Origin of the sequence: Bradyrhizobium sp. RT6a (assembly GCF_040547675.1) — a bacterium.
GTDB lineage: Bacteria > Pseudomonadota > Alphaproteobacteria > Rhizobiales > Xanthobacteraceae > Bradyrhizobium.
This window is the reverse complement of sequence record NZ_JBEPQC010000006.1, coordinates 62,466-78,545: the sequence shown is the minus strand read 5'-3', so window position 1 is coordinate 78,545 and position 16,080 is coordinate 62,466. Positions and strand designations below refer to the sequence as shown.

Annotated in this window: 23 protein-coding genes and 1 tRNA gene; 1 reads left to right on the top strand and 23 read right to left on the bottom strand. The window is 64.2% G+C overall.

Annotated elements, in window-relative coordinates:
* Positions 1–52: 52 nt before the first annotated feature.
* The 18 genes from ABIC03_RS27885 to ABIC03_RS27800 form a co-directional block, all read right to left on the bottom strand.
* The gene (locus ABIC03_RS27885; protein WP_354062813.1) at positions 53–358 is read right to left on the bottom strand and encodes a hypothetical protein; all 306 of its coding nucleotides are present in this window, start codon (positions 356–358) and stop codon (positions 53–55) included.
* Positions 355–564 (bottom strand): hypothetical protein, encoded by a 210-nt coding sequence (locus ABIC03_RS27880; RefSeq protein WP_354062811.1) that lies wholly within the window; start codon positions 562–564, stop codon positions 355–357. The genes ABIC03_RS27885 and ABIC03_RS27880 overlap by 4 nt, the downstream gene beginning before the upstream one ends.
* Positions 565–906: 342 nt before the next feature.
* Entirely contained in the window at positions 907–1,071 is a 165-nt protein-coding gene (locus ABIC03_RS27875) for a hypothetical protein (RefSeq protein WP_354062809.1), read from the bottom strand.
* The gene (locus ABIC03_RS27870) at positions 1,058–1,360 is read right to left on the bottom strand and encodes a hypothetical protein (protein ID WP_354062807.1); all 303 of its coding nucleotides are present in this window, start codon (positions 1,358–1,360) and stop codon (positions 1,058–1,060) included. The genes ABIC03_RS27875 and ABIC03_RS27870 overlap by 14 nt, the downstream gene beginning before the upstream one ends.
* Before the next feature lie 276 nt (positions 1,361–1,636).
* A complete protein-coding gene (locus tag ABIC03_RS27865) occupies positions 1,637–2,386 on the bottom strand; it encodes a hypothetical protein (RefSeq protein WP_354062805.1) in 750 nt (249 codons plus the stop codon).
* Positions 2,383–2,748 (bottom strand): DUF6074 family protein, encoded by a 366-nt coding sequence (locus ABIC03_RS27860; protein ID WP_354062803.1) that lies wholly within the window; start codon positions 2,746–2,748, stop codon positions 2,383–2,385. The genes ABIC03_RS27865 and ABIC03_RS27860 overlap by 4 nt, the downstream gene beginning before the upstream one ends.
* The gene (locus ABIC03_RS27855; protein WP_354062801.1) at positions 2,745–3,068 is read right to left on the bottom strand and encodes a hypothetical protein; all 324 of its coding nucleotides are present in this window, start codon (positions 3,066–3,068) and stop codon (positions 2,745–2,747) included. The genes ABIC03_RS27860 and ABIC03_RS27855 overlap by 4 nt, the downstream gene beginning before the upstream one ends.
* 133 nt (positions 3,069–3,201) lie before the next feature.
* Positions 3,202–3,420 (bottom strand): hypothetical protein, encoded by a 219-nt coding sequence (locus ABIC03_RS27850; RefSeq protein ID WP_354062799.1) that lies wholly within the window; start codon positions 3,418–3,420, stop codon positions 3,202–3,204.
* Between the two features lie 370 nt (positions 3,421–3,790).
* Entirely contained in the window at positions 3,791–5,032 is a 1,242-nt protein-coding gene (locus ABIC03_RS27845) for a tyrosine-type recombinase/integrase (protein ID WP_354062797.1), read from the bottom strand.
* Positions 5,033–5,210: 178 nt separating this feature from the next.
* Positions 5,211–5,286 (bottom strand) — tRNA-Phe (locus ABIC03_RS27840).
* A 174-nt stretch (positions 5,287–5,460) separates the two neighbouring features.
* Positions 5,461–5,643: a DNA gyrase inhibitor YacG gene (gene yacG, locus ABIC03_RS27835; RefSeq protein WP_354062795.1), complete on the bottom strand. Its 183-nt coding sequence runs from the start codon at positions 5,641–5,643 to the stop codon at positions 5,461–5,463.
* A gap of 154 nt (positions 5,644–5,797) precedes the next feature.
* Complete coding sequence (locus ABIC03_RS27830; protein ID WP_007597557.1) at positions 5,798–6,427, bottom strand: Maf-like protein; 630 nt, start codon at positions 6,425–6,427, stop codon at positions 5,798–5,800.
* Between the two features lie 156 nt (positions 6,428–6,583).
* On the bottom strand, positions 6,584–7,051 hold the full coding sequence (locus ABIC03_RS27825; protein WP_275172364.1) for an arsenate-mycothiol transferase ArsC: 468 nt from the start codon (positions 7,049–7,051) through the stop codon (positions 6,584–6,586).
* 6 nt (positions 7,052–7,057) lie between these two features.
* Entirely contained in the window at positions 7,058–7,555 is a 498-nt protein-coding gene (locus tag ABIC03_RS27820; RefSeq protein WP_007615473.1) for a UPF0262 family protein, read from the bottom strand.
* Entirely contained in the window at positions 7,552–8,847 is a 1,296-nt protein-coding gene (gene hisD / locus ABIC03_RS27815; protein WP_354062792.1) for a histidinol dehydrogenase, read from the bottom strand. Before hisD ends, ABIC03_RS27820 begins: the two co-directional genes overlap by 4 nt.
* Before the next feature lie 153 nt (positions 8,848–9,000).
* Positions 9,001–9,438 carry a DUF2948 family protein gene (locus ABIC03_RS27810; protein WP_354062790.1) on the bottom strand — a complete coding sequence of 146 codons (438 nt, stop codon included), beginning with the start codon at positions 9,436–9,438 and terminating at the stop codon, positions 9,001–9,003.
* Positions 9,439–9,519: 81 nt separating this feature from the next.
* The gene (locus tag ABIC03_RS27805) at positions 9,520–10,179 is read right to left on the bottom strand and encodes an NAD(P)H-binding protein (protein ID WP_354062788.1); all 660 of its coding nucleotides are present in this window, start codon (positions 10,177–10,179) and stop codon (positions 9,520–9,522) included.
* Positions 10,180–10,205: 26 nt separating this feature from the next.
* Entirely contained in the window at positions 10,206–11,144 is a 939-nt protein-coding gene (locus tag ABIC03_RS27800) for an SDR family oxidoreductase (protein ID WP_354062786.1), read from the bottom strand.
* Positions 11,145–11,227: 83 nt separating this feature from the next.
* Between ABIC03_RS27800 and ABIC03_RS27795 the strand changes: the two genes are divergently transcribed.
* Entirely contained in the window at positions 11,228–11,881 is a 654-nt protein-coding gene (locus ABIC03_RS27795; protein WP_354062784.1) for a TetR/AcrR family transcriptional regulator, read from the top strand.
* Between the two features lie 6 nt (positions 11,882–11,887).
* Here the strand turns inward: ABIC03_RS27795 and ABIC03_RS27790 are convergent, their stop codons facing one another.
* The 5 genes from ABIC03_RS27790 to ABIC03_RS27770 all read right to left on the bottom strand — a co-directional run bounded on the left by ABIC03_RS27790 (position 11,888) and on the right by ABIC03_RS27770 (position 16,017).
* Positions 11,888–12,712, bottom strand: a complete 825-nt coding sequence (locus ABIC03_RS27790) for an alpha/beta fold hydrolase (RefSeq protein ID WP_354062782.1) — start codon at positions 12,710–12,712, stop codon at positions 11,888–11,890.
* A 19-nt stretch (positions 12,713–12,731) separates the two neighbouring features.
* Positions 12,732–13,241, bottom strand: coding sequence for a hypothetical protein (locus ABIC03_RS27785; protein WP_354062780.1), 510 nt, complete (start codon positions 13,239–13,241; stop codon positions 12,732–12,734).
* 282 nt (positions 13,242–13,523) lie between these two features.
* Positions 13,524–13,832 (bottom strand): EthD family reductase, encoded by a 309-nt coding sequence (locus tag ABIC03_RS27780; RefSeq protein ID WP_007615494.1) that lies wholly within the window; start codon positions 13,830–13,832, stop codon positions 13,524–13,526.
* Positions 13,833–14,070: 238 nt separating this feature from the next.
* Positions 14,071–15,777: an FAD-dependent oxidoreductase gene (locus tag ABIC03_RS27775; RefSeq protein ID WP_354062778.1), complete on the bottom strand. Its 1,707-nt coding sequence runs from the start codon at positions 15,775–15,777 to the stop codon at positions 14,071–14,073.
* 27 nt (positions 15,778–15,804) lie between these two features.
* Entirely contained in the window at positions 15,805–16,017 is a 213-nt protein-coding gene (locus tag ABIC03_RS27770) for a hypothetical protein (RefSeq protein WP_354062776.1), read from the bottom strand.
* Positions 16,018–16,080 lie beyond the last annotated feature (63 nt).

Sequence of the window (16,080 nt, the reverse complement as noted above, 5' to 3'; positions counted from 1 at the left end):
TCGGCTCCCGTCGACAATCAAGGCGCCGCGCGTCTGCGCGCGTTTTAGTCTCTCAATCGCGCATCCGCGCGCGATTGAGCATATTGACACGGTGAAGCGCGCCGACGGGTAGGGTAACAATGAAGGGAGCGATCACCACCCACCAGCGCGCGCCGATTTTTCGGCCGTACCCGCCCGTATGGATGCCAAACACGTTCTGCTCGCATCGACGACGCATCTGTGCCTCGCTGATCGCGGCGATGTAAGCGGCGTCTTTCACCGGCATGCAACGCGTTACGCCCGGCGGCACGTCCGCCAGACGATCCGCGATTGTCCGCAGCGCTAACACAGTCGCTTCGACTTCCGCGGCATCCATCACCGGGAATGCTCCCGCCGATTGACCGTGTAGAGCAGCCGCCGTCCGCGCCGGCCGGCGATCTTCACCGCGCCATCGCGCTTCAGCCGGGCGATTGCCCGGCGGGTCGCCGATTTCTGGGAAGCATTCGCCCACCATCGTGCGCCCATCCGATGATTTCGCGGTGTCCGCTGCCAGTAGGCCCAATTCGCCAGTTCGATCGACGTCATGGGCCCGTGCCTCCGTAGCACGCGCGGGATCGCCGCGCGCAAGCCTAGCCTCGCTGCAACTTCGATCGCACCGATTGGAAGCCGGAAGCGGCTATTTGCAGGCATCTGCTGAACTCACCTCGACAAGGAAACCGGAAATCTCAAAACCCGGGACATGCTCAATAATCGGGGCGCTTCGTGCCGCACCATGCGCAGGCCACCCGTACGATCCTTTTTCATTTTTTCTGGAGGGGGTGTGCCCTCGACGGAAGGGCCGCGGCGGTGCGTTGGCTGACCGTTGCCCGCGTCCGAGTGCGGGCGCTGTGAGCACTCATCAGCAAGCCTGCCAACTGCCCTGCCGCGCTACTCCGGTTGTTCATCGTTCTGACCCTGATCAGTCGCGACGCTGTCGTTCGTCTTCTCCGACCTTGCCGTCGTCGGCCGCGGCTTGCCACGGAACGACGGCGCAATGGGCTTGATCTGCTCGAACTCCCCGGTGTGCCAATCGTCCTGATCAGTCTTCGTCATCTGCTTCTCTTTCAAGGGTCAGAAGGTCTTCAGGCAGGTCATCGTCCATATCGCCCGTATGACACGACCAGTCTTCGAGAGCCGGGCGCGCTTGGGCGCGCGCCGGCGTCGTGTCGGTATTCCGGTTATTTGCCCGGGATGGGTCCACGGCAATGACGCGCCAGACGTCACGCTTCACCGGATCGCGAACGACGGTGATGCCGGCATCACCAAGGGTGCCAACGAAGTAGGCGTCGCCGTCAGGTGTTTTTCGTTGATACAGTCGGAACAGCTCAACACCGTCACTCACGGGCGCCCCGGCTATCGGCAGATCGTCCGTCGCCGGCGCGCGCCATGCGCGCCCGGCGCTCACAGGCAATTCCGAAACTCAATCTCCGAGGCGGTGCACGCAGCTCAATAGTCGGCGGCAGCGCTATTGAATAGTAAGAATAGGTGCCGACGCGCTTTTGGTATCGATACTGTTTCGGCGTCCGCAGCCCGAAATCCGGGCTGCCGACACAAAAAAAGTATCGTGAAAGTATCGATACTTTTTCCTGTCCGCAGCCCGAAAACTGTTTCGATCGGGTCATCGGGCGTTCACGATCTTCGTGATCGTCGCGACCGGAATTCGGCCGGCGCGATCGACGACTTTCAAAAAGAAGCCGTGTTCGATCCCGTAGTCGATCGCCTTGTGAACGGCCGTCGTCAGCGCCTTGCCTTCCAAGTGCGCGAACGGGATTTGCCGGGTTCGTTTAAGTTCCTCGCAGATCGCGCTAACGGCGCAGCGCTCGCCGATACGCAGGATGGCGGCGATGGCATGCGCCCTGATTGCCGGCTTCGGCAGGTCTTCGTTTGGGTGAAGGGTTTCCATCCGTCGCTTCTCTTGCTTGGCCAGCTTGCCTTTCAACCGACGCCGGTCAGCCATGTCCGCGTCGGTAGCGCCGGCCGGACGAATGGTTGTGATCCGGCAGGCGTCGCGTTCTTCCCATGTCAGACCCAGCAAGTTGCCAAGTTCGGACTTGTCCCAGAATTTCCGCCGCTGGATTGCCTGTCGGATGACGGCTGGACGTTCGTCCGCGACGGTCCAAGGGCAGCACTCGGCAAGGAACGTCGTCGCTTGCTGAGAAGCGTCCACGGCGCCGGACTGGACGATATGGTCCAGAACGACGTCGCGAGCGCGCAACCCGACATCGTCAAATGGATAGGTTCTGCCATGGCGGCGTCGAAAGAGGCGCCGCAGTTCGGCGGGGCGAAGGCGGGCGACGTCATGCGTATCCCTCTTGGCGCCGAACGTGACATTCGACGGCGCGGTCCGGCGGGCGGTTGCAGCTGTCATGGCTGACCGTCCGGGGTCAGTATCTGCCGCCATAGTTCGGCCCGGACCCGCGCTTCAATCGACCGAACCTCGCGATCGGCCACGACCGGGTCGACGCCCATTTCGTCGAGGGTCCGACGGATCGCATTCAGGTTTCGCCTGACATGCTGTTCACCGCGTTCGGCGTCCATCGCCACGACGTAGGACACATGGCGCTGCACGTACGCGGCGTCGCGGAAGCGGCCGGGCAAAAGCATGACCTTAGCTTTTGGTTCGGCGATCCGGACATGAAGCCGGGTTTCTTCCAGACTAGCAGAAGCGTCCGGCGCCACTTCGTGTCGGGTGTCTCGCACCGCTCGAACCACTGTTGCTTTCTCCGTCATGCAACACTCCACGCCGGCCGATCTTGCAGAACGATCCGCCATGCGCAGCGGGCAAAGTCGCGGCAATGACGATCGATTTCGTCGTCGCCGATGCCGAGAGCCGACAAACGGGACGCTTCGATCCAAAGATGTTCAACCAGCTCTCGTTCGGCAGCATCCAGCGTCGATCGCTTGCGCATCTGCTCGACGATATGCGCCACGATTTTTCGATGTCTTGCCGGCGGGACGACGTAGACCTGTGCGACCGGCGCGCCTTTACTCCGGCGGCCGCGCCGCGGGGCGCGGCATCGATCAGGCTGGAATTTCAGAAGATCGCCCATGCTGAACCTCGTGTCGGGGAATGGCGGCGCGCTGCGCGAAAGGTCACAGCGCGCCGCCGGTGCGCCGCCGGTACGTCCGACGGTCGGCGCAAACGCCGGCGGGGTCGCGGTCCCGCGGGCGTAAACGGATGGATCAGGCAGCAGCCTGCTCGCCCCGAAGCAGTTGAAACAAATCTTCGACGGGAACGGTCGTGAGGCGACCGTTCTTGCGCAGGCGGATCGCGCCTTCCTTTGCAAGTTCGTAAAACCGGGTATGGCCGATGCCCGCCACTTCGCAAAAGCGGTTCACGGAAACGTTCGGCGGCAAGCTGTAGATTTTGATCATGTCGTGAAGCGTCATGTCGCCGGTCATCGAAAGTGATCTCCTAAATTTCGGATCGTCCATGACCGCAAGGGTTCGCCATGCCCCGCCCGTTCGTCAACGGGACAAGACGGGGACAAATTGGCGTAATGTCGCTGTCAATTTTTAATGGCGTCGCTGAAGCGGACGCTAATGCATTTAATCTACAACGGAATTCGCACCGCTCAGAAATGCTGATCATTGTTAAAAAAAATATGCATGTCCCGGCATGTCCCCCTGTTTGTCCCCCCATTTGTCCCTGATTTTCCGGGCGCTTTCCCGGAATTTGAACTCACTCGACAGAAATGATTGTGAGCAAGAACAGTCGCGCCGGCTTCGGCCGCGCGCGACTGAGGTATCCAGCATCTTCGGAAGGACGGAATTAGGAGGCGGAGGCGGCCCTAGATCGCCGGGCTTTGACGATCGACACGACGGCGCCGGACTTGCGCAGGTCGTCCAAATAGTCCGCGTACCATTGCAACATGCGAACGCGTTCGTCCCAATACTCCGCCGAATTGTAGGCCGCGCGAACTTCGTCGGCCTCCATGTGTGCCAACTGACGTTCGATCGCGTCGTGATGCCAGAGGCGGCTTTCGTTCAGCAGCGTCGAAGCTGTCGACCGGAAGCCGTGTGCCGTCATCTGGGTCTTGTCGTAACCAAGCCGGCGAAGGGCGGCGTTCAACGTGCCGTCTGAAATTGGACGGTGCCATGACCTGATTTGCGGAAACAAGTAAGACGACGTGCCGGTGACTTCGCGAAGGTCTTCGATGATCGCAATCGCCTGCCGCGACAACGGGACCATGTGCGGCCTCGGCATCTTCATTTTTTCCTTCGGGATGCTCCAGACAGCGCCTCGCAGATCGAACTCCTTCCATTCCGCGTGCCGAAGCTCACCGGGCCGAACGAAGGTAAGCGCGATCAGCTGCAACGCCGCGCGCGTCGTGATCTGACCGTCGATATCGTCGACGGCGCGCAGAAGCGCGCCGACGCGCTTCGGTTCGGTGATTGATGCGCGGTGCTGAACCTTCGGTGAAATCAGGGCGCCCGCAAGATCGCCGGACGGGTCACGTTCGGCGCGTCCCGTCGCGATCGCGTACCGGAAGACACGGCCGGCGAGGCTGCGCGCCCGCCGCGCGCTTTCGTAGCGGCCGCGGCGTTCAACCTTTCGAAGCGCGTCCAGCAATTCCGGCGCGGCTATTTCAGCGATCGGACGATCGCCTATGTCGCCGCTCAGGAGGCCGATCAGCCATTTCTTCTTTTCGATGGTGGCCGGGTCGTCGCCTTCGGCTTCGAACTTGGCGATCAGTTCGTCGGCGACGATCCGGAAGGTGTTGGTCCGGGCGATGCGGGCGGCACCGCGGTCCAGCTTCCGCTGTGCTGACGGATCGACGCCTTTCGCAAGAAGGGCCTTGTTCGTGTCCCGCGCAATCCGGGCTTCGGCGAGGCTGACAACTGGATAGGCGCCTAGCGCGATCAGCCGCTGTTTCCCGTCGAACCGGTATGCCTGACGCCAGAGCCGTGACCCGCTCGTCTCCACAAGCAGGTACAGACCCCCGGCGTCGCTCAATTTAAAGGGCTTCTCCGCGGATTTGGCGGAACGGCAGGCGGCATCTGAAAGCGGCATCGAAATGGTTCCCCTGCGGCGATCTACCAACACGCTTTTGGCGCGATACCAACGGCCCTACCACCAAAGTCACCGGATGGAGACGGAGGAGGCCGAATGTCAACGGACTAGAAAGCACTTGTTTTCAAGCACTTCTATCACGTTAGCGGATGCTGGCGGAAGTGGGCGAATGGGGAAATGGTGCCCAGGGGCGGAATCGAACCACCGACACTGCGATTTTCAGTCGCATGCTCTACCAACTGAGCTACCTGGGCGTGCTCCAAAGAGGGGCCAAAGCCCATCGAGCGGGCGGTTTATAGTGGGCTGAAGGCTGCCTGTCCACCCGGCTTCGCCAAGTGGCTTCGCTGGGCGCGGCCCGGCTGTGAACAAAACTGCCGCGGGAGCGCAAGTCGGGCAATTTCTTCAATTAACAAATTGATAAACCGCAATTATTCCTCTCCATCTGCCTCGTCATCCCGGCCGGGGATGACGTAGGAGCCTTTCAGCCAGCGGTTCAGATCGACGTCGCGGCAGCGCGGGGAGCAGAACGGGCGGGTGGCCTCGGACTGCGGCTTGCCGCAGATCGGGCAGGTTTTGAGGGGGCTTGCGGGCTTTTTCACCTGGTTGTCCATGAGGTGCTCAGCTTACACGAGGTGAGAGAGTTCAAGAGCCTGTCGCCAAAGGGGTTCCTCCGGCGGAAGCGCAGGTGTCCCGGCCAGGCCACGCGGAGCGGTTCTACTGTGCATGGGGTTGTTTTCGCGATTTTTGCAGGAGCGGCTTTTCGGCTCACACGGCGGTGGCGTTGAGCCAGCCGAAGCGGATCGGGAAACCTTCGCCGCCGAGCAGCGTCGTGGTCTCATAGAGCGGCAGGCCGACCACGTTGGTGTAGGACCCCACCATCTTGACCACGAACGACCCGGCGATGCCCTGCACGGCGTAGCCGCCGGCTTTGCCGCGCCATTCGCCGGAGCCGATATAGGCTTGGATGTCGTCCTCCGAGAGGCGCTTGAAGCGGACGCGGGTCTCGACCAGGCGCTGGCGGAAGGCCTCCCGCGGCGTCACCAGAGTGATCGCGGTGTAGACGCGGTGGTTACGGCCCGACAGCAGCCGCAGGCACTGCGCGGCCTCGTCGACGAGGTTGGCCTTGGGCAGAATGCGGCGGCCGACCGCCACCACCGTGTCGGCGGAAAGGATGAAGGCGCCGCGCAGCTCGTCGTCGAGCTGCACCGATTTGAGCGCCGCATCTGCCTTGGCCCGCGCGAGCCGGTTGGCGCAGGCGCGCGGCAGCTCGCCCCGCTTCGGCGTCTCGTCGACGTCGGCGGGCCGGAGCGCGTCCGGCTCGATGCCGGCCTGGTTGAGCAGCGACAGGCGCCGCGGCGAACCGGAGGCGAGAACGAATTTGGGGCGGCCGAGCATCAGGTGATTTGGGGAATGAAGCAGGGGGTGAATTGCGCGCGGAACCTATCGGACGGGGGCTGATTTCACAACCCGGGAACCCGGACTTTACTGATTCGACGGGTACAGGATGCGTGTGCCCGCAGTCTGTGACGCGGGTGTTACGGGCGCCGAATGCTACCCGTTCGCCGCGCCCACCTTCGAAAATCGTCGGCGGATGCGCAGCAGGAGCTGGTCGCAGACGTCGCGGTAAGCCGCTAACTTCTGATCGCGGCTGCCTTCCATGGTGGTGGGATCAAGCGTCGGCCAATACTCGACGTCGGCGGCGAGCGTGCGGGTGAGCTCCAGCGCTTTGTGGTGCGCCTCCGGCGAGAGCGTGATGATCAGGTCGAAGTTCAGCCCTTCCCAATCCTCCAGCTCTTCGAAGGTCTGCGGCTTGTGGGTGGAGATGTCCTGGCCGAGTTCGGCCATCACAGACACCGCGAACGGATCGAGCTCGCCGCGCCTGGCGCCGGCCGACTTCACGTAGAGGCCTTGCGGAAACATGTGCCGCAGCAGGCTCTCGGCCATCGGCGAGCGCACGCTGTTCATCGCGCAGGCGAACAGCACCGATTGCGGATCGCGTGCGCGTGGGGGCGCAGCCATCCGCGTTTAACCCTTCCAATGCAGGACAGTAATGAGCGTGAACAGCCGGCGCGAGGTCTCGAAATCGACCCGCACCTTGCCCTTCAGCCGCTCCTGCAGCGTGCGCGAGCCCTCGTCATGGATGCCGCGGCGGCCCATGTCGATGGCCTCGATCTTGTCCGGCGTCGCCGTGCGGATCGCCTGGTAATAGCTGTCGCAGATCATGAAATAGTCCTTCACGATCCGCCGGAACGGCGTCAAGGACAACAGATGCGCGACCACCGGCGTACCGTCCTCGCGGCGGATGTCGAACATCAGGCGGCTGCCGGTGATGCCGATATGCAGCGTGAACGGGCCCTTCCCGTCGGCGCCCTCCGGCGCGAACAGATTCTGCTCGATCAAATCGTAGATCGCGATCGCGCGCTCATGCTCGATGTCGGGCCCGGAACGGCCGATCGAGTCCTCGTCGAGCGTGACGCCGACGATGCGATTCTGGGAGTCGTCCTGTTCGGGCGGCTGGGTCATGACAAATTGAGGCGCAATCCAATCGAGCGCGAATGGGCATCTAGCCCCTCCGCCTTGCCGAGAATCATCGCGGCCGGACCCAGCGCACGCAGCTGGTCCGGGCCGCATTTCAGGATCGAGGTGCGCTTGAGGAAATCGTGCACCGAGAGGCCCGAAGAGAATCGTGCCGAGCGCGCCGTCGGCAGCACGTGGTTGGAGCCGCCGACATAGTCGCCGATCGCCTCCGGCGTGTGCGGCCCGAGGAACACGGCGCCGGCGTTGCGGATCCTTGCGGCCAGCGCGTCGGGATCTTGCGTCATGATCTCGAGATGCTCGGCGGCAATCGCATCCGCGAGCGGAATGGCGTCGTCGAGGTTCTTCACCATGATGACGGCGCCGAAATCGGCCCACGAGGCACTGGCGATCGCCGCGCGCGGCAGCGTCTTCAACTGTGCCTCGACCGCCTTTTCGACGTCGGCGGCAAGGCGCGCGGAATCGGTAATCAGGATCGACTGCGCGCTGGAATCGTGCTCGGCCTGGGCCAGCAGGTCGGCGGCAATCCAGTCGGCATTGCCGGTGTCATCGGCGATGACGAGCACCTCCGAGGGGCCGGCGATCATGTCGATACCGACCTTGCCGAACACCAGCCGCTTTGCCGCGGCGACATACGCGTTGCCGGGTCCCACGATCTTGGCGACCGGCGCGATCGTCGCGGTGCCATGTGCGAGCGCGGCAACCGCCTGCGCACCGCCGACGCGATAGATCTCGGTGACACCGCCAAGCTTTGCCGCCGCCAGCACCAGCGGGTTGAGCTTGCCGTCGGGCGAGGGCACCACCATGACGAGACGCGTCACGCCGGCGACCTTTGCCGGCACCGCATTCATCAGCACGGAGGACGGATAGGCCGCGGTGCCGCCGGGCACGTAGAGGCCGGCGGATTCGATCGCGGTGTAGCGCCAGCCAAGCTCGACGCCCAGGGAATCGGTGAAGCGCTCGTCCTTCGGCAGTTGGCGGCTGTGATAGGTCTCGATGCGATCGCGCGCGAGCTTGAGCGCATCCAGCGTCGCTGCATCGCAGGCTTTCACCGCGGCCTCGATCTCGGCGGCAGTGACGCGCAGGCCGGAGGCATCCAGCGTCAACCGGTCGAACTTTGCCGTGGCCTCGAGCAGGGCGGCATCGCCCCGCTTCGCCACGTCGTCGACGATGACACGCGCGGCCGCCTCGACGTCGGCCGAGGCCTCGCGCTTGGCGGCGAGGAAGGCCCCGAATCGCTGGTCAAAATCGGCGCTGCTGCGGTCGAGACGAACGGGCATCTTGGCTTCTAACTGGGTTTTGGGGGCGCGGCTTGGCTCACCAGGCCCCCTGCTCAATGGCGCGGCGGGGAAGCTGCGTCAACCCTTGGGCCGGGCCATTCCCCTCCGGCGTCGTCCTGGCGAAAGCGGAATGCGTGGCCTTGGCATGCCACCTCACCCCTCCCCTTCAGCCTCCAACCCCGTCCCCAGCTGATCCGCCCCCAGATCAGTCAGCTCGCATTCCAGGCATTCGACGTCGAGGCGTATGGCGCCGCCTTGAGCAAACAGGAGCAGCGCGCTCCCGCCGGGGGCGTCCTGGCCGTGGAATTCGATGCCGACGAGGTCCAGGACAGTGTCCGGGGCGTCGAGGTCGATGTCGCGCGACTTGCACGCGAGCACGCGGTCGAAACGGAGGGCGGCCACCAGCCTGCGCGGCTCGGCCTCGCCGTCCAGCGTCTGCTCCCAGTCCAACCGGCTCATGCCGACCACCAGCCGCTTTTCGCTTTGTAGCCAGATGATGTCCGAGGGCTGCACGCGGGCGTCCTGGACGTGGGCCGAGATCACGGAGAGGTCGTCGGCGTCGAGTGCGATCAGTTTGAGCTGGGGAGACATCGACGGCGCTTTCTGCTTCGGGCGGACGGGGCTCAACGCGCGCCGGCGGCGAAATTTCCCTAGAACTAACGCCCCACTGGACTAGAGGCCATTGATATCCTCCATCTCCAGCACCTTTCGCGGATAGCCCTCTCGCGCGACCCGGATCATGGCGCGGCCGATCTGCTCGGTCGAGGTGACGAGCTGCGGCGAGAGCCGGCGCAGCACCGGCCACAGTGGCCGGGTTGCTGCATACACGGCCTGCACCCACGCGGTCTTGGAGCGGGCACCATGGAGCGGCTGGATCGCTCCAGGCCGGAACATGTAGGCCGCCTTGAACGGCAACTTGAGCAGATCGTTCTCGGTCTTGCCCTTGATCCGCGCCCACATCCGCGAACCCTGCTCGGTGGAATCGGTGCCGGCACCTGTGACATAGACGAATGTCATCTGTGGATTGAGCCGTGCCAGCGCGGTCGCCGCTGCGAGCGTGAGGTCATAGGTGAGGTGACGGTAGCGCTCCTCGCTCATGCCGATCGAGGAGATGCCAAGGCAGAAGAAGCAGGCGTCGAAGCCGGTGAGCTGCGCTTCGATGGCCGAGTAGTCCGTGAAATCGCCGTGCGTGATCTCCGTGAGCTTGGCGTGGCGGACGCCGGTCGGGCTGCGGCCGACCACGAGCACGCGGCCGATGCCGGCATCGACCAGGCATTCGCGCAAGACGCCCTGCCCGACCATGCCGGTCGCGCCGAAGATGATGATCTGCATCGGGAGCTCCCCGACAGGCTCGCGGCTCATGCGGCGGCCGCGATCTCGTCGAAGGATATACCGGTCAAAGTCGCCGAGACATCCCACAGCATGGCTGCCGAGGCTAAATCCTTTGCCTGCGGCATGATCTTCGCAGACCGCGGCGGCCCTTTCAATTCGTAGAACCCGTTCGGACCGTAATAGCCGCCGGGCTGCGCCGCCGGCGAGGTCGCCGCCAACAAGGTCGGCAGCGCGCCTTCCGCGGCAGACTGGCTGATGAAAGGCTGCAGCCACCGGCTCACGCGCGACTGGAACGTGTTCGCGCCCGGCCCGTTCGCAATAAGGTCGGTCCGCGCGTAGCCGGGATGTGCGGCAAGGCTGGTCAGACCCCAGCCTGCGGCGAGGCTGCGGCGCTGCAATTCCAGCGAAAACATCAGCATCGCCAGCTTGGACTGGCAATAGGCCCGCCACGGACGATAGGAATGCTTAGCCTGCAAATCGTCGAAATTGATCGCCCCGGAACGGTGCGCAAGGCTCGAGACGTTGACGACTCGAGCCGCCTTCGCCCGGCGAAGCTGCGGCAACAGCTGCGCTGTGAGCGCGTAATGACCGAGATAATTGGTGCCGAGCTGCATCTCGAAACCATCCGCCGTCTGCTGCCGCTTCGGCAGCGCCATTACGCCGGCATTGTTGACGAGCAGGTCGAGCTGCTCGTTGCCGGCGGCAAAGCGCCTGGTAAAATCGGCAACGGAGGCGAGGCTAGCGAGGTCGAGATGCTCGTAGGCGATCAGCGCATTGGGAAAGCGCTCGCAAATGCCCTCGATCGCGCGCAGACCCTTTGCGTCGTTGCGCCCCGTGAGTATGACGATGGCACCGGCGCCTGCCAGCGCCATGGCTGTCTCGTAGCCGAGGCCGCCGGTCGCTCCGGTCACGACGGCAGTCTTGCCGCTGAGGGAGGGGATGTCTGCCGTGGTCCAGTCCGTCATGCCATAGCTCCGTCGGGGCTGGGAAAAGTCCCGCGACGGTTCTAAATGTGCACTGGGTGCAACTTTGCAAGTGGTGAAATGATTTGAAGCTTTCCAAGGTCGCCGGGAAATCAATCAACAAGCGCACCAAGCCATTGCCGGCAGGAGCAAAATCCGCCGATGGCCCCGGCCTGCGCCAGCGTAAATTGCAAGAGACCCGCGAGCGGTTGACCCGCGGGGCGATGGCACTATTCCTGGAGCGCGGCTTCGAGGCCACGACCATCGACGATATCGCGGCCGCGGCGGACGTGTCGCGACGCAGCTTCTTCCATTACTTCGCCTCGAAGGAGGACGTGGTCGCGGCCTGGCAGGAAGGCGCCGCCGCCGCGCTGGTCGCGGAGGTCGTGGCGCGGCCGGCGGGCGAAACCATGCTGACCGCGGCGGAGAACGCGATCGCGGCGGCGCTCAAGCGGATCGATCCGGCTGAGGCTGCGGCAATGTCGCGGCTCAAGCGCGACAATCCCGCGCTTCGGGCCCGCGATCAGCTCAAATACGAGAAGCTCGAGCGGGCGCTGGCCGAAGGGCTCGCCCAGCGCGCCAGAAACAAATCGGAGCAGTTGAAGGCGCGGCTCGTCGCCATGATCGCCACCGGCGCGATGCGCGTCGGCGGCGAGAGCTGGATCGGCGGAGGGGCGCGGGAGAAGCCAGAAGTTTTCGTCAAGCGCACCTTCGACGCGATCAGGGCGATATTGGCGTGATGCCGCTCACTCCTTGAAAAACGCCAGCAGGTCCGCGTTGATGGTCTCGGCGTGCGTCGTCGGCATGCCGTGCGGAAAACCCTTGTAGGTCTTCAGCGTGCCGTTCTTCAAAAGCTTGGCCGACAGTGGCGCGGAATCGGCGTAAGGCACGATCTGGTCGTCGTCGCCATGCATCACCAGCACCGGCACCGTGATCTTCTTCAAATCCTCGGTGAAGTCGGTTTGCGAGAACGCGACGATGCCGTCGTAATGGGCCTTCGCGCCGCCCATCATGCCCTGGCGCCACCAGTTCTGGATCACCGCTTCCGACGGCTTCGCGCCGGGGCGGTTGTAGCCATAGAAGGGGCCGGCCGCGATGTCGCGGTAGAAGCTGGCGCGGCCGGCAGCGAGCTGCACCTGGAAATCGTCGAACACGCTCTTCGGCAGGCCGCCGGGATTGGCCGCAGTCTGCAGCATCAGCGGCGGCACCGCGGAGAGGATCGCGGCCTTCGCCACCCGGCTCTCGCCATGGCGCGCGATGTAGTGCACCACTTCGCCGCCGCCGGTGGAGTGGCCGACATGGATCGCATTCTTGAGGTCGAGATGGGCCGTCACGGCCGCGAGATCATCGGCATAATGATCCATGTCGTGGCCGTCGGCGACCTGGCACGAACGGCCATGGCCGCGGCGGTCATGGGCGATGACGCGATAGCCGTGCGTGACGAAGAACATCATCTGCGCGTCCCAGTCGTCCGCCGACAGCGGCCAGCCATGGCTAAACACGATCGGCTGGCCACTTCCCCAATCCTTGTAGAAGATCTCGACGCCGTCCTTGGTGGTGATGATAGGCATTGTCAGGCTCCTTGAATGATCAGGCGAACGCCATCGGCTTGAAGCGGCGCCAGGCGCCGATGGTGAGCACCACGAAGAACACCAGCACGAGGCCCTGCACTACGGCGAACACGGGGCCTCCGGGCGGCGCCGGCGCCACGGCGGGTGCGAGCGCGGCGAGCGCCGGCACCTTCAGGAACGACTGGATCACCAGCACGAAGACGTTGAAATACAGCGAGATCATCGCGGTCACGATGTACACCGGGCGCCAAACACCAGCGAGCTTCATGCCGTAGAGCGCGAGGCAGGCGATCGCGAGCAGGACCAGCGAGATGATGGCGATGATATGCGAGGGCAGCAGCTCCTTGAACGGAAACAGGAAGCCGGTGGCGCTGGTGAGGATCGTGAACAGCAGGAAAATCGCGGTGAGGCCCGGCATCGACTTCGAGCCGAGCAGGCCGAACATCACGACGAGGCCGGCCGCGATGCCGATCAGGCTAATGATGACATGGACCAGCGTGAAGGCGGGCAAGCTCAACCCAAGAACCATGGCATCTCTCCTAATCTCCGCATTGAGATCGGGATTGATATTACGGTCCTCATCGGATTGCCACATGCGCTGGCGTCACACATGCGTGCGCAGCCATGCGTCGTCGTGCGAATCGACAAACGCATGGCTGAATTATTTGCACCGCTGTCACAAACGACGGCAATTTGTGGTGCGTAGCCCGGATGGAGCGATAGCGTAATCCGGGATTCTCGCATGCAAATGCAGCGGCCCCGGATTACGCTACGCTCCATCCGGGCTACACGGCATACGTCGAATCGCGGCTCACACTTCCTTGGTGTCGAAGATCAAGAGGTCGGCGCCGCCGCTGGCGAATTTCGGCACGTCAGCGCCGGTCGCCTTACCTTCCGGGCTAGCGAATGCCGCCTGGATGTCGGCCGTGCTGTCGAAGGTGAGAATGGCAACGAGATGGATTCCGGAAGGTCCAGCGGGGGAGCCGACCGGCCCCTTGCTGATGGCGTACTTCTTCAGGCCTGGAAGTTTCTTCGCGAGCGGAATGTGGGTCTCGGCATAATATTTGTCGAAGGCCGCAGCATCCGTGGGCGTTTTATACAGCACGACGATTTCAGCCATTTAGTCCTCCCGTTAAGCGTTTTCTTTGTCGATCCTCATGGTGAGGAGGCGCGCGAGCGCCCCTGCGGACGATGCTTGCGCATCGCCGCGCGAACCATGCAGGCCCGGCTGTTGCATCCGGGCCTTCATCCTTCGAGACGCGCGCAGTGCGCGCTCCTCAGGATGAGGAGATAGTCACGCATCACCCGGCAAGATGGCAAGCCTCATTCGACTTGCCATTTACTTGCCTTGTCCTTGACTAAAGCGCCGGTTTTGCGGCGTCGCCGAGATAGCCGTGCAGGGAGGCCACGACCTGCGCGCCTTCGCCGATGGCGCCGCCGACGCGCTTGACCGAGCCGGAGCGGACGTCGCCGACGGCGTAGACGCCGGGCACCGAGGTCTCCAGCGGCGCGACCAGCCGGCCCTGGTTCTGCTCGGACTGCGCGCCCGTGACGACGAAGCCGCCGCGATCGAGCGTCACGCCGCAGCCGTCGAGCCAGTTGGTGGCGGGATCCGCGCCAACGAACAGGAAGAGATTGCGGATGTCGGCAAAATCCTCGTCGCTCGAGAGCCGGCTCTTCCAGCGGATGCGCCGCAGCAGCGAGGCCTCGTCGCCTTCGAGCGCCGTGATCTCGGTGTTGAACATCAGTTCGATGTTCGGCGTGGCTTCGATGCGCTCGATGAGATAGCGCGACATGCTGGCGCCGAGGCCGCCGCCGCGGATGATCATCAGCACTTTCTTGGCGTGCCCCGAGAGGAAAACAGCGGCCTGCCCCGCGGAGTTGCCGGCGCCGACCAGCGCGACCTCCTCGCCGGCGCACAGCTTCGCCTCGACCGGCGAGGCCCAATACCAGACGCCGCGGCCTTCGAATTTATCGAGGTTCTCGATCTCGGGCCGGCGATAGCGCGCGCCGCTGGCGACCACCACCGCGCGCGAATGCAGCGGGTCGCAGCCGTCAAGCGCCACCGAAAACGCGCCATCCTTGCGCGTGCAGTCGAGCGACTTCACCGTGACCGGGATCATGATTTCCGCGCCGAACTTTTGCGCCTGGTTGAAGGCGCGCGCGGTCAGGGCCTGGCCGGAAATTCCGGTCGGAAAGCCCAGATAGTTTTCGATGCGCGCGCTGGCGCCGGCCTGGCCGCCGAAGGCGCGGGTGTCGAGCACGGCGACCGAGAGGCCTTCGGATGCGGCATACACGGCGGTGGCGAGCCCGGCCGGCCCGGAGCCGACGATCGCGACGTCGTAGATACGGTCGTTGCGCGGGCCGCCGATCATGCCGATCGCGCGTGCAAGCTCGGTTTCGCCGGGATTGCGCAGCACCGCACCATCGGGGGTGACGACCAGCGGCCAGTCGTCCGGCTTGGGCGAATAACGCGCGATGACGTCGGCTGCGTCGCGATCGCGCGCGGGGTCCAGCAGATGATGCGGCTGGCCGTTGCGGGTGAGGAAGCCCTGCAGCCGCACCACACCTGCCGAATGCGACGGGCCGATCAGCACCACGCCGCCGACGCCGCCCTGGAGCAGATTGACCCGGCGCAGGATCAGCGCGCGCATGATGCGCTCGCCGAGCTCGGCCTCGGCGACCAGCAGCGCGCGCAGCCGCTCCGGCGGCAACAGCAGCGTCTCGACTTCGCCTTCGGCGCGGCCGTCGACCAGCGCCGGCCGTCCCGAGAGCTGGCTGAGCTCGGCCAAAAATTGCCCCGGCCCCTGGTCGATCAATGGGGTGACATGGCCAAGGCCGTCGCGCTGGGTGATGGCGACGTGGCCCTTCAGCACGACGAACATGCCGGGCCCCGGCTTGCCGGTCTCGAACAGGAATTCCCCATCGGCATAGTTGCGGACCTCGCCGAAATGTCTCATCCGCTCGATCTCGGCCGATGTCAGCGTCGGAAAGGTCTGTTCAGGGCGGGTGAACCGCGACATCTGCGCGTCACCGTCGGGTCGTTGCGATTCGTCCTGCCCCATTGCCACGTCCATGCACTCCAAAAAATTCTAGTCGCCGGTCTTGCCGGCCATCTCGCCGGCGGTCCCCTCATTTAGGGAATCACCTTCGTTCTGCGAGGGGCCGCCACTTGCGGCCCGTTCGCGCGCCTGCATCTTTCGCCGTTTCAGGTTTTCGCGCAGCGCCGATTTGAGCCGGTCGTCGCGGGACGCCCTCGCCTGTCTCGACTCCTGTCGGTCGCCCTTGTCGTTCTCGTCTGCCATCGGGGTCCATTACAGCGATCGGCGATAACATGCCCGAGGAATAAGGCAGCTCAAGAGGCCCGC

Bases quoted from the DNA above. Each gene is read 5' to 3' on its own strand.
- ABIC03_RS27880 (WP_354062811.1), bottom strand. From the start codon at position 564: ATGACGTCGATCGAACTGGCGAATTGGGCCTACTGGCAGCGGACACCG.
- ABIC03_RS27875 (WP_354062809.1), bottom strand. From the start codon at position 1,071: ATGACGAAGACTGATCAGGACGATTGGCACACCGGGGAGTTCGAGCAG.
- ABIC03_RS27865 (WP_354062805.1), bottom strand. From the start codon at position 2,386: ATGACAGCTGCAACCGCCCGCCGGACCGCGCCGTCGAATGTCACGTTC.
- ABIC03_RS27860 (WP_354062803.1), bottom strand. From the start codon at position 2,748: ATGACGGAGAAAGCAACAGTGGTTCGAGCGGTGCGAGACACCCGACAC.
- ABIC03_RS27855 (WP_354062801.1), bottom strand. From the start codon at position 3,068: ATGGGCGATCTTCTGAAATTCCAGCCTGATCGATGCCGCGCCCCGCGG.
- ABIC03_RS27850 (WP_354062799.1), bottom strand. From the start codon at position 3,420: ATGACCGGCGACATGACGCTTCACGACATGATCAAAATCTACAGCTTG.
- ABIC03_RS27845 (WP_354062797.1), bottom strand. From the start codon at position 5,032: ATGCCGCTTTCAGATGCCGCCTGCCGTTCCGCCAAATCCGCGGAGAAG.
- yacG (WP_354062795.1), bottom strand. From the start codon at position 5,643: ATGGACAACCAGGTGAAAAAGCCCGCAAGCCCCCTCAAAACCTGCCCG.
- ABIC03_RS27830 (WP_007597557.1), bottom strand. From the start codon at position 6,427: ATGCTCGGCCGCCCCAAATTCGTTCTCGCCTCCGGTTCGCCGCGGCGC.
- ABIC03_RS27825 (WP_275172364.1), bottom strand. From the start codon at position 7,051: ATGGCTGCGCCCCCACGCGCACGCGATCCGCAATCGGTGCTGTTCGCC.
- ABIC03_RS27820 (WP_007615473.1), bottom strand. From the start codon at position 7,555: ATGACCCAGCCGCCCGAACAGGACGACTCCCAGAATCGCATCGTCGGC.
- hisD (WP_354062792.1), bottom strand. From the start codon at position 8,847: ATGCCCGTTCGTCTCGACCGCAGCAGCGCCGATTTTGACCAGCGATTC.
- ABIC03_RS27810 (WP_354062790.1), bottom strand. From the start codon at position 9,438: ATGTCTCCCCAGCTCAAACTGATCGCACTCGACGCCGACGACCTCTCC.
- ABIC03_RS27805 (WP_354062788.1), bottom strand. From the start codon at position 10,179: ATGCAGATCATCATCTTCGGCGCGACCGGCATGGTCGGGCAGGGCGTC.
- ABIC03_RS27800 (WP_354062786.1), bottom strand. From the start codon at position 11,144: ATGACGGACTGGACCACGGCAGACATCCCCTCCCTCAGCGGCAAGACT.
- ABIC03_RS27790 (WP_354062782.1), bottom strand. From the start codon at position 12,712: ATGCCTATCATCACCACCAAGGACGGCGTCGAGATCTTCTACAAGGAT.
- ABIC03_RS27785 (WP_354062780.1), bottom strand. From the start codon at position 13,241: ATGGTTCTTGGGTTGAGCTTGCCCGCCTTCACGCTGGTCCATGTCATC.
- ABIC03_RS27780 (WP_007615494.1), bottom strand. From the start codon at position 13,832: ATGGCTGAAATCGTCGTGCTGTATAAAACGCCCACGGATGCTGCGGCC.
- ABIC03_RS27775 (WP_354062778.1), bottom strand. From the start codon at position 15,777: ATGGGGCAGGACGAATCGCAACGACCCGACGGTGACGCGCAGATGTCG.
- ABIC03_RS27770 (WP_354062776.1), bottom strand. From the start codon at position 16,017: ATGGCAGACGAGAACGACAAGGGCGACCGACAGGAGTCGAGACAGGCG.